This window comes from Kitasatospora sp. NPDC059088 (assembly GCF_042738155.1).
GTDB lineage: Bacteria > Actinomycetota > Actinomycetes > Streptomycetales > Streptomycetaceae > Kitasatospora.
Window position 1 is genome coordinate 31,997 of record NZ_JBHYGR010000075.1, and the last position, 12,027, is coordinate 44,023.

Genomic DNA, 12,027 nt, shown 5'->3' on the forward strand with positions numbered 1-12,027 from the left:
GACATTGCACCCGGCCCGGGGGGTGGCGGGCAACCGGTTTTTCGCCGAGGTGCTGCGCGTGACCCGCGCGAAACCGGCCGTGGTCAGTCGCAGACGAAGCAGGGCGGCCGGTCCCGGGCGGTGACGGCACCCGCGGTGTCGAGGCTGTCACCGGGCACCTGTATGTTGATCAGTCGCCGACCCTGCCGCGCTCCCCACCGGGATGCCGACGCCCGGGTCCGGCCCGGACCGGTACGCGCATCGCGGAGGTCGGGCCGTCGGTGCGGGGGGAACTGCGGAGGGACCTCGGCCCGGGGCGGAAAGCCGCTCACCGTCCCGACGTTCCCGAAGGATCCCGTATGACCGTTCCTGTCCCGCCCGACAGCCCGCAGCCGGGGGCGGCGCCCGCCGGCGCCGACCCGGGGACGCCGCTGACCCCGGGGCAGGGCGAGGCTCCGGAGCAGGCAGACACTCAGAGCGAGGCCCTGAGTGAGGCTCAGGTCGACGCCCAGGGCGAGGCGAAGGGCCCCGCCGCTGAGCCCGCGCCCGCCGATGCCGAGGCCGCCGTCGACGTCGTCCCGCTCGCCGAGGCCGCCACGCCTGCGCCCGCCGATGCCGTCTCGCTCGCCAAGGCCGCTGAGCCCGCGCCCGCCGATGCTGAGGCCAAGGCGGAGGCCGAGGCCGAGGCGGAGGGCCCCGCCGCCGAGCCCGATTCCGCGCCCGTGCCCGCCGACGCGGCGCCTGTGGCGCCTGTCGCGCCCGTGCCGGTCGGTGCTCCCGCTGCCGTAGGGGGCCCGTCGCCGTTCGCTCCTCCGGAGGCGGCCCCGACCCCGCCCCCCGCCCCGGCCGCGTACCCGGCCGCGTATCCGGCCCCGGGCCAGGGCCCGGCCGGTGCGCCCGGTGCGTACCCGGGCGCGCCGTACTGGCAGGGCTACCCGGTGGTCCCGCCCCAGCCGCGCAACGGCCTGGGCACCGCGGGCATGGTGCTCGGGATCGTCGGCACCGTCCTCGGCCTGGTCGTCGTGCTGTTCTGGCTCTCCTGGCTGCCGGCCCTGCTCGCGCTGATCTTCGGCATCATCGGCCTGGGGTACGTGCGCAAGGGCGAGGCGACCAACCGGGGGGTGGCCCTGGCGGGCGTCATCCTGGGCGTCACCGGCCTGCTGCTGTCGGTCGGCGGCGGGGTGGTCTTCGCCGTGGCGCTGAACTCCGTGCAGGAGGACGAGAAGGCCGAGGCGCACGCCGCCCGGCTCCGCTCCGAGGCCGACGACCGGGCCGCCGCCGACCGGGCGGCGAAGGCCAAGGAGAGGCTCGACGCAGCGAAGAAGAAGTTCGAGGAGGAGCAGCAGGCGCGGGCCGCCGACGAGAAGGCCCGGCACCTGGGCTTCGGCCAGTCCTACACCTACGCCGACGGGTTGAAGGTCACGATGGCCGCGCCGCAGCCGTACGTGCCGAACGAGACCGTGTTCCCGGCGCCGAAGAACAGCACGATCATCCAGATACGGATCACCGTCACCAACACCGGCTCCAAGGACGTCTCGCTCGTCGGATCGGGGCTGCCCACCGTCAAGGACGCCAACGGGGGCCTGGTCACCGCGCTGATCGACGGCAGCGGCCGGATGAAGTTCATCGGTGACTCGCTGGCGCCGGGCGCGGAGGCCACGGGGGTGTCGGCGTACGCGCTGCCGAACGCCGCGGCCGACCCGTTCTCCGTCCAGTTCACCTACTACGGCAGCGGGCAGGGCATGAAGTCCGTGACCTGGACCGGCTCCCCGAACTGACCCGGGTTCCGGCTCCGGCTCCGGCTCCGGCTCCGACATACCGAGACCCCTGACCCCCGACCCCTAGCCTCCAGGGGCCGGGGGTCAGTCGTGTGCGAGGCAGCGCCGGAGCTCGTCCAGCCGGTAGTAGTGGCTGCCCTCGGCGATCGGCCGGCAGGAGGGCTTGAAGGCGATCTCCTCCTCGTTGTAGAGCATCCGGACCAGGTGGTCGGCCGGGCCGCCGTCGGAGGGCGCGTTCTCGTAGAGGTCCCACTGGATGTTCGCGGCCATCGGCACCACCTCGGCGCCGCGCCACGGGTTGTTCCGGTAGCTGTAGGGCTGTTCGGGATCGGCGCCCTCGGTGCTGCCGGGCAGGCCCATCAGGGCGGCGAGCGGCTCGATCTCCTCGGCGTGGGTGAAGCGCAGCACCGCGCCGTTGTGGTTGCGGCCGTCGGCCCTGGCCCCGGCCTGGGCGAGGAGGTCGTCGAGGAGGACGCCGGCCATCCGGTAGGTGATGGTGCGTCCGCTGAACGCGGGGCCCTTCTGGTAGAACTCCTCCGCGTCGTCGAGGTAGCCCAACCACCGGGCGTCGTGGGCGGTGAGGTAGCGGGAGAGGTCGACCGAGGGCGCCTCCACGGCGAGATCGGGAGCCGCGCTGTACAGCTCGTACAGCGAGCGGGCGAAGGAGAGCTGCTCGTCGACGGGCAGCGCCGTGACGAAGTCCGCCCGGAACAGGCGGGAGAGGGCGTGCCGGGCCGCTTCGGCGGTGCGCGGATCGGCCTCGTTCCGGGCGAGGACCGCGGCGAGGTCGGGGTCGTTCGCCAGGTACGCGCGGTAGTCGGCGTTCTGCGGCTGCTTGTGGAAGTACAGCAGGTCCTTGTCGGTCACCGGGGCCCCGATCAGGCCCGTCAGGCCGGGGTCGCCGGCGGTCAGGCCCGCGGTGAAGGCGTCGGCGCTGGCCACCGCGCGCGGGACGCCGGAGGTCTCCACCAGGACGGGCTCCCGGTCGGCGACGATCGTCCGGAACAGGGACGGCAGCCGCTGCTCCAGGCGCAGCGCCGTCTGCCGGTGCTCCCGGGCTCCCAGGGCGGAGAGGTTTCCGTAGCCGAGGGTGGCGGCGGAGGCCAGCAACGACCGTACCTGCGGGGCGAGTCGGGCCCCGAGGTCGGTGAGGGCGTCCTGCCGCTCCGCCTCGGCGAGGACGGCGAGCACGGCGTCGCCGTCCTCGCTGCCGGTCATGGCCCGGGAGCCGTGGCGGGCGACGTTCTCGGTGAAGACCGGGCGGAAGCCGTGAGGGGGCTGCTGGTAGCGGTCCGGATCGCCCTGCGGCCGGTAGGGGGTCTTGGTCCCGTAGCGACCGTGCCGGGCGGTGTCGGCGTCGGCGCCGGAGCGGTCGTGGGCGGACGCCGTGCCCGCGGTGGACAGGACGCCGAGGGCCAGGGTGAGGGCCAGGGCGGCGGAGAGGGCGGGGGTGCGCTTCACTGCGGTCCTCCGGGTCGGAGCGGTCGGGTCGGCTCAGGTGAGGTCGGCTCAGGTCTGGTCGGGTCAGGTCAGGTCGGGTCGAGTAGCCCCGGTCAGGTGGTCAGGGCCTTCGGCCGCGCGCATGCTGTCATGCGCATGTGAACGCGAGTTGACGTGTCACCGACGGCAAATCGCCACCCTGGCCGGAATGATGACCCCGAGTCGGCCGAACTCACGATCTTTCGGACAGTGGACGATCAAGCTCTTGATCTCCGGCCGGGCGGCTTCTAGATTGCGGTGCAATGTCACACTGAGCCGACCGACGCGGCCTTCCTGGGGGACCGGTGCCGGACACCGCACAGCAAGTACCGCTCCAGACCACCGAGAAGCTGCCCCGGGTGTTCTACCGGCTGGCGCTGGGCGACGCGCTCTCCACCTACGGGAGCCAGCTCGACCTGGTGGCGCTGAGCCTGTTCGCCTACGAGGCGGCCGGGAACGCGCTCGGCACGGCCGGGTACCTCATCCTGCGTCTGACCGGCGGTTTCGCCGGTGGACTGGTCAGCGGGCGGCTCGTCGCCCGGGTCGACCGGCGGCGGCTGATGACGGGCTGCGCCCTCGCCCAGGCGGTGGCGCTGGTCGTGGTGGCCCTCGCCCCGGCGTCCGCGCGGATCCCGGTGCTCTACCCGCTCGCGCTGGTCTTCGGCGGCGCGGCCGCGGTGTGCGCCGTCGCGCTGCGCACCAGCATCCCGGAGATGGTCGGCGCCGAGCGCCGGGCCCGCGCCAACAGCCTGATGGCGAGCTGCCGTTCGGCCGCCATGGTGCTCGGCTTCGCCTCCGCCGGTGTGGTGGTGGCGTGGGCCGGGTTCCGTGCGGCACTGCTGATCGACGCGTCGAGCTTCGTGGTGTTCGCCGCCGTGGTGCTCAGGCTGCCGTTGCGCACCCGGGCCGAACCCGCCGAGCAGGCGGCCGGACAGGCCGCCGGCGCGGCCGCGACCGGTACCACCGCCGACACCGAGCCCGACAGGGCTGCCGACGGCGGCAAGGCGAAACGATTCGGCAGCCGGTGGCAGGCGCTGGTGGTGCTGCGCGCGGCCCCCGTGGTCGGTGCGATGGCGGCGATCCGACTGCTGGACGCCTTCGGCTCCGCCGCGCACAACATCAGCCTGCCGGTCTTCGCCAACCAGCACGACCCCGGCAACCCGGCCGCGCTGCTGGGCATGTTCTGGGCCACCTGGGCGGTCGGCAACCTCGGTGCCCAACAACTGGTCTCCCGGCTCATGCTGCGCCGGGGCATCGAACCGGGCGAGCGCGCCTTCGCCCTGGGGACCTGCCTGATGTCCGGCTGCTTCATCCTGGTCTTCACCGGACTGCCGACCCCGCTGTTCCTCCTGGTGGCGATCGGCGCGGGGCTCGGCGACGGCTTCACCGAGATCTCGTACACCACCCGGATCCAGGCGCTCACCGACGAACGGCGCGGCCAGGCCTTCGGGTTGCTCGCCTCCGCCGAGAACGTCGGCATGGGAACCGGGATGCTGCTGAGCGGATCGCTGCTGGCCCTGCTCAGCCCGCTGACCGTGGTCGGCGTCTCGCACGCCGTCCCGATCGTGCTGGCGCTCGGCTTCCTGGTCCTGGTCGGCCGGGCCCGGAAGCGCTGACCCGTACCACCCGGCCACGCACCACCCGGCCACGCACCGCCGGACCACGTACCGCCCGACCGTACCCGCGACCACCGTGCACCGTGCCACCGCACCCGCAAGTACCGCGCCACCGGATCCGCCGACGCCCCACCGGGCCGCAGGCGACCCCGATCCGCCCACCCTCCGCAACCCGGGGCAGCCCTACCCGCGCACGCCCCGCACCGATCCGAAAGGTGCCGTCGCCGATGAGCCCCACCGGTTCCGAGCGCGCCCGGCTGCGCGCCCTGGAGGCCCGGCTGCTGCTGCGTCCCGAGGTCGCCGACTGCGCAGTGCTGCCGGTCGAGCGCGCCGACGGCCGCCTCGGCCTGCTGGCCTACCTGGTGCCCGCCGCCGACACCGACCCCGTCGCGCTGCGCCGCCGGGCCACCGCCGCCCTGCTGGACGCCGACCCGGGCACTGAGGTGCACCTCCTGGACGGCATCGTGCGGACCGCGCTGGGCGAACCCGACCGCGCCGCCCTCGCCGCCGCGGCGGCCCGGCCGCCGGCCGGGGCCGGGCCCGCGCTCCGCCACCTGCGCGAACTCATCCCGCACTGGCGGCCGTTCGGCGCCGCCGGCACGGCCGCCGGTGCAACCCCGAGCGGTTCGACGGCCGGCTCGACGGCCGCGCCCGAAGAGGCCGTACCCGAGGAGCCCGGGAACGAGGACCCCGGGACCGAGGCGGTCGGCGCCCCGCTGCCCGCCCCGGCTCCGGACGCGCCGCGCACCCTGCCCGAGGCCCTGCTGCGCGCCGCCGAACGGCACCCGGACCGCGGCCTGCACCTGGTCCGGGCCGACGGCGGGGCGACCAGGCTGACCTACCGCCGGCTGCTGGAGCGGGCCCGGGAGACCCTCGCCCTGCTGAGCGCCGCGGGGCTGCGGGCGGGCGACCGGGTGATCCTCCAGGTCCCGGACCAGGAGGGCTACTTCACCACCCTGTGGGCCTGCCTGCTGGGCGGGGTGCAGCCGGTCACGGTCGCTCGTCCGCCCGCGTACGACCAGCCCAACCCGGTCCTGGAGAAGCTCTGGCACGCCTGGCAGACGCTGGCGGAGCCGCCGGTGCTCGCGGGCGGTCCGGCCGTGGCGGGCCTGGCCCGGCTCGGGGAGCTCTACCCGGCGCCGGGCCTGCGGGTCATCGCGGTCGACCGCCCAGTCGACGGCGCCGCCGCAGCCGTCGGCGCGGGCGCCGAGCACGCCCCGGACCCCGGCGACGTGGCCATCCTCCAGCTCTCCTCCGGCAGTACCGGCCGCTCCAAGGCGGTGCAGATCACCCACCGCGGCATCCTGGAGTACGTGGCCGGCGCGGTCGCCCAGGGCACCCTGCCCGAGGACGTCACCGTCAACTGGCTGCCGCTGGACCACGTCGCCGGGCTGCTGATGTTCCACCTGCGTGACGTGGCGCTCGCCGCCGACCAGGTGCAGGTGCCCACCGAGCTGGTGCTCGCCGACCCGCTGGTCTGGCTGGACACCCTGGAGCGCTACCGGGGCGCACACTCCTGGTCGCCCAACTTCGGCTACCGGCTGGTCGCCGAGGCGGTGCGGGCGGCCGGCCCCGGCCGGAGCTGGGACCTCTCCTCGGTCAAGTCCCTGATCAACGCGGGGGAGCAGTGCACCGAGGCGGTGCTGGACGAGTTCCTGGCCGCCACCGGCCCGTTCGGCGTACGGGCGGAGCACGTGCTGCTCGGCTGGGGCATGGCCGAGACCTGCACCGTCATCACCTACAAGCGCTACCACGAGGACGGCGCCCGCCGGCTGGTGCGCACCGACTCGCTGACCGGCCGGCTGGAGCCCGCGGACCCGGACTCCCCGGAGCGCGGCACCGCGTTCCTCAGCATGGGGCGCCCCGCCCCCGGCGCCCGGATACGGGTGGCGGGCGAGGACGGCCGGGCCCTGCCCGAGCACCGGGTCGGCCGGCTCCAGGTCGACTCCGGCCGGGTGACGCCGGGTTACCTGAACAACCCGGCCGCCGACGGCGAGGCCTTCGTCGGCGACGGCTGGTTCGACACCGGGGACCTCGCCTTCCTGGCCGACGGTGAGGTGGTGCTCACCGGCCGGCGCAAGGAGATCATCATCGTCAACGGGGTGCACCACTTCTGCCACGAACTGGAGGACGTGGTCGCCTCGGTGACGGGGGTGCGCTCCGGGCACGTCGCCGCCTTCGGGGTCCCGGACGAACGCACCGGCACCGAACAGCTGGTGATCGCCTATGTGCCGAACGACCCGGACGCCCCCGCAGCCCCGGTGGCCGCCGAGGTCCGCCGGGTGCTGGCCGCCCGGCGGCAGCCGGCCCCCGCCCTGGTGCTGCCGGTGCCGGCGGCCGACTTCCCGCGCACCACCAGTGGCAAGATCCAGCGCACCGCACTGCGCGGGCGCCTGCTCGACGGCGGGCTCGACGAGCACCTCGTGGCGATCGACCTGGCGGAGGCCAACGCCCGGACCGTTCCCGACTGCGTCCGTCGGATCGTCTGGGAACCCCGCCCGGCGCCGGACGCCCCTGAGGCTCCGGAGGATTCCGAGGCTCCCGCGGATTCCGAAGGTTTCGAAGATCCTGAAAGTTCCGAGCCTCCGGAGCCGACCCTGCTGCTCGGCCCGGCCGGTCCCGGGACCCTCGCCGAGGCACTGGCCGCCGCCCTGCCCGGGGCCGTCCTGGTGGAGCAGCCGCCGACCGCCGACCCCGCGCAGTGGCGGCGGGCGCTCGGCGCCGAGCGCCCCGGGCGGGTGGTCCACCTCTGGGGCGCGGACGGCGGGCCCGCCGCGTCGTCGGACGGCGTACCGCCGGACGTAGCCCTGCTCGCCCTGCTGCGGGCCCTCGCCGAGCGGCCGCCGACCGGCGAGCTGGTCACCGTCAGCGCCGGACTGCACGCCGTACTGCCCGGTGAACTCCCCGACCCGGCGGCGGCGTTGACGGCGGCGCTGACCGCCGGGGCGAGAGCCGAGCAACTGGTGCCCGCTGCCCGGCACATCGACCTGCCGGCCGGTCCGCCGCCCGCCGAGCAGGCCGCCGCCCTGCTCACCCTGCTGGCCGAACCCCGGCCGGAGCCGGAGAGCGCCTGGCGCCGGGGCCGCCCGTGGGTGCCCAGGCTCGGACCGGTCGAACCCGGCACCGCCACCGACGCCCCCGCCGACGAGGGCTGCTCGCTGCTCTCGCCCGGCGCCCGCTACCTGGTCACCGGCGGCCTCGGCGGGATCGCCGCCGAGCTGCTGCCCGGCCTGCTGCGCGACCACGGCTCCCGACTGCTGCTGATCGGCCGCACCGACCTGGACGCGCCCACCGCCGAGGCGGCCGAACGCCGCGCCGCGCTGCACCGGCTGTCCGGCTACGGCGGCCGGGTCGACTACCGCCGCGCCGACGTGACGGACCGCGAGCAGCTGGCCACCGTGGTCGCCGAGGCCGAACGGGACTGGGGAGCACCGCTGGACGGCGTGCTCCACCTGGCCGGCGCCTACCGGATCGCCCTGCTCTCCGGCACCGGCCCGGACGACTGGCGGGAGGCGGTGCGTGCCAAGACGACCGGCACGGACCACCTCGTCGAGCTGGTCCGGCAGCGCCCCGGCGCCCAGTTCGTCGGCTTCTCCTCGATGGTCGGCTTCCAGGAGGCCGTCGGCTCCACCGCGTACGCCGCCGCCAACCGCTACCTGGAGAGCGCGGTCGAACGGCTGCACCGGGAGACCGGCACCCCGGCCTGGACGATCTCCTGGGGCCTGTGGAGCCGGGTCGGCATGAACCGCGCCACCGACCACGAGCAGGCCTCCGCCGCCCGGGGCATCGCCGTGCTGAGCGCCGCGCAGGGCCGCCGGCTGGCCGCGCTGCTGCTGGCCGGCGCCCCGGGCCGCTGGTACGCCGGGCCGGACCCGAGCGCCCCCGCCGCGCGCCGCCACCTGCTGGCGACCGCGCCCCGGCCGGTCCCGGAGGCGCCCGCCGGCCGTACGGACGAGGACCGGCCCCCGCAGCGGGTTTCCGAGCCCGCCCCCGCCGCGGCCGCCCCTGCCGAGCCCACCCCAGCCGCGGCCTCGCCGGTCTCCACCGAGCTGCGCCGGACCGTCCTGGACGCCTTCGAGACGGTCCTCGACGCCCCGCTCGACCCGGCCCGCCCGCTGGCCGAACTCGGCATCGGTTCGCTCCAGTTGATGCGGGTGCACGGCGCGCTCAGCACGGCCCTGCCGACGCCCCCGGCGCCCACCGAACTCTTCCGGCACCCCACCGTGGACGCCCTGATCGCCCACCTGACCGAGGCCCCCGCGCCGGCCCAGGCCACCGCGACCGCCACCGCGACCGGCACCGCCCCCGGGGCCCCGGCGGGCGACGACCGCCGGATCGCCGTCGTCGGCCTGGCCCTGCGCTTCCCCGGCGCCGACACCCCCGAGCAGTACTGGCGCAACATCGTCGACGGCGTCCGCAGCACCACCCGGTTCACCGAGGAGGAGCTGGCGGCTGCCGGACTGCGCCCCGAGGAGTACCGGCACCCCGACTTCGTCCCGGTGACCGGGGCACTGCCCGACACCGACCGCTTCGACGCCGAGGCCTTCGGCATCAGCGGCACCGAGGCCGCCCTGATGGACCCCCAGCAGCGCCTGCTGCTGGAGATCTGTCGCCAGGCCCTGGAGGACGGCGGCTACGACGCCCCCGACCCGCACCGCCGGGTCGGCGTCTTCGCCGGCACCGGGATGACCCTGTACGCGCTGCGCACCTACTACCAGCACACCCTGGCCGGCACGGCCGACCCGGCCCAGCCGGTGTCCGCGCTGCAGACCGCGATCGGCAACCAGGCCGACTTCGCCGCCACCCGGGTCGCCTACCGGCTGGGCCTGACCGGCCCGGCGATCGGCGTGCAGACCGCCTGCTCCACCTCGCTGGTCGCGGTGCACCTGGCGGCACAGTCGCTGCTCGCCGGTGACTGCGACCTGGCCCTGGCCGGAGCCGCCGCCCTGCACATCCCGCAGGCCGCCGGATACCGCTACGAGGAGGGGTCGATCCTCTCGCCCGACGGCGAGTGCCGGGCCTTCGACGCGGCGGCCGCCGGCACCGTCGGCGGCAACGGGGTCGCGGCCGTCCTGCTCAAGCGCCTGGACCGGGCACTGGCGGACGGCGACACCGTGCACGGCGTGATCCTCGCCTCCGCCGTCAACAACGACGGCGGGCTCAAGGTCGGCTACACCGCGCCCAGCGTGGACGGGCAGGCGGCCGTGATCGGCCGGGCCCTCGACCTGGCCGGGGTGCCGGCCGAGAGCGTCGGCTACGTCGAGGCGCACGGCACCGGCACCCCGCTGGGCGACCCGATCGAGTTCCGGGCCCTGGCCCAGGCGTTCCGAGCCCGGACGCGGGCCGCGGACTTCTGCTCGCTCGGCTCGGTCAAGCCCAACATCGGCCACCTGGACACCTGCGCCGGAATGGCCGGGCTGATCAAGGCCCTGCTGGTGCTGCGGCACGGCACCGTCCCGCCGCTGGTCAACTTCGACCGCCCCAACCCGGCGCTGGAGCTCGCCGGAAGCCCGTTCCGGCTCGCCGCCGAGCGCCGCGACTGGCCGGCCGGCGCCACCCCGCGCCGGGCCGGGGTCAGCGCACTGGGCGTCGGCGGCACCAATGCCCACCTGGTGCTGGAGGAGGCCCCGGCGTCGTCCGCGCCCGGTGCCGCCGACGGCCCCCGGCAGGAGGCGCCGACCGTCCTGCCGCTCTCCGCCCGTACGGAACAGGGCCTGACCGCCCTGGCCGGGCTGCTGCGCGACCGCCTGGCCGCCGGACCGGCGCCCGCCCCCGGCGACCTGCCGCTCACCCTGGGCGGCGGGCGCCGCGCCCTGCGCCACCGGCTCGCCGTCACCGGCGCCGGTCCGGCGGACCTGCTCCGCGGCCTGGAGGCCCACCTGGCGGGCCGCGGCTCGGCCACCGCACCGGTACGCCGCGAGGCCCCGCGCGGTGACGTCCGGCCGGTGCTGCTCTTCACCGGCCAGGGCGGCCAGTACCGGGGCATGGCCGCCGAACTCCACCGCGCCTTCCCGGTCTTCCGGGCCGTCCTGGAGGAGTGCGACCGGCTGCACCGCGAGGCCTGGGACGAACCGCTGCTGCCGCTGCTGCTCGACCCCGTGCCCGAGGGCGTCGCCGACGACTGGACCACCGAGGCCGCGCAGCCCGCGCTGTTCGCCCTGCAAGCGGCCCAGCTGCGGCTCTGGCAGGAGCTCGGGCTGTGCCCGGCCGCCGTCGCCGGGCACAGCGCCGGCGAGTACGCGGCCTTCCACGCGGCCGGCGCCCTCGACCTCGCCGACGGGATGTTCCTCACCGCGCTGCGCGGCCGGCTGATGCACCGGGCGACCGCTCCCGGCGCCATGGCGGCGGTGATGGCCGGTCCGCAGCGGCTCGCCGAACTCGCCGACTGGCTGCCCGGGGTGGAGCTCGCCGTGGTCAACGGCGCCGGCCAGTGCGTGCTGTCCGGCCCGCCGCGGGACATCGCGGCCGCCGAGGCCGTGCTGGCCGCCGAGGCCGTGACCACCGAACGACTCGCCACCGACCGGGCGTTCCACTCCCGGCTGCTCGACCCGGTGCTCGCACCGTTCCGCGAACAGCTCGCCCGGCTGCGGCTGCGCCCGCTGACCGTACCGCTGGTGAGCAACCTGGGCGGCGAGGTGCTGGCCCCCGGCACCGTGCCCACGCCCGACTACTTCGTCCGGCAGACGAGGGAGTGCGCGCGCTTCGACCAGGTGCTCGCCGCCCTGGACGGGCAGGGCCACGAACTGTTCCTGGAGCTCGGCCCGCACCCGACGCTCACCGGCATGGGCCGTCGGGAGCTGCCGCACCGCCACTTCGTGGCCGGTGCCCGCCGCGGCGCCCCGCAGGAGCCGCAGTTCGACGCCGCGGCCGGCGCGCTGTGGTCCCACGGCGTCCCGATCGACTGGGCGCGGTTCGCCGCCGCCCGTGACTGGCCGGACGGCCCGGCCCGCCGGGTGCCCCTGCCGACCACCGTCTACCAACGCCGCCGCCACTGGTTCACCGCCCCCGACCGGCCGACGACCACCGAGGACCCCGCCATGCACCAGGCACCGCCGCCCCAGCCGACCGCCCCGGCGGCCGCCGTCCCAGCGTCCGCTGTCCCGGCCGCCGTCCCCGCCGCCCCAGCAAGCCCCGAGCAGCTCGCCCTGGAGGCGGTGCGGCGCCGGGTGCTGGAG

4 protein-coding genes are annotated in these 12,027 nt (G+C 76.0%); 3 read left to right on the forward strand and 1 reads right to left on the reverse strand.

What is annotated here, in order from left to right; translation table 11 throughout:
• Window positions 1-338 precede the first annotated feature (338 nt).
• A complete protein-coding gene (locus tag ACFWXO_RS28600; RefSeq protein WP_380527096.1) occupies window positions 339-1,757 on the forward strand; it encodes a DUF4190 domain-containing protein in 1,419 nt (472 codons plus the stop codon).
• Window positions 1,758-1,841: 84 nt separating this feature from the next.
• Here the strand turns inward: ACFWXO_RS28600 and ACFWXO_RS28605 are convergent, their stop codons facing one another.
• On the reverse strand, window positions 1,842-3,218 hold the full coding sequence (locus tag ACFWXO_RS28605) for a histidine-type phosphatase (protein WP_380527097.1): 1,377 nt from the start codon (window positions 3,216-3,218) through the stop codon (window positions 1,842-1,844).
• Between the two features lie 323 nt (window positions 3,219-3,541).
• On the opposite strand from ACFWXO_RS28605, the gene ACFWXO_RS28610 reads away from it, so the two are divergent.
• The gene (locus ACFWXO_RS28610) at window positions 3,542-4,852 is read left to right on the forward strand and encodes an MFS transporter (RefSeq protein WP_380527099.1); all 1,311 of its coding nucleotides are present in this window, start codon (window positions 3,542-3,544) and stop codon (window positions 4,850-4,852) included.
• 227 nt (window positions 4,853-5,079) lie between these two features.
• A partial coding sequence (locus ACFWXO_RS28615) for an SDR family NAD(P)-dependent oxidoreductase (protein ID WP_380527101.1) occupies window positions 5,080-12,027 on the forward strand: 6,948 nt, incomplete at its 3' end.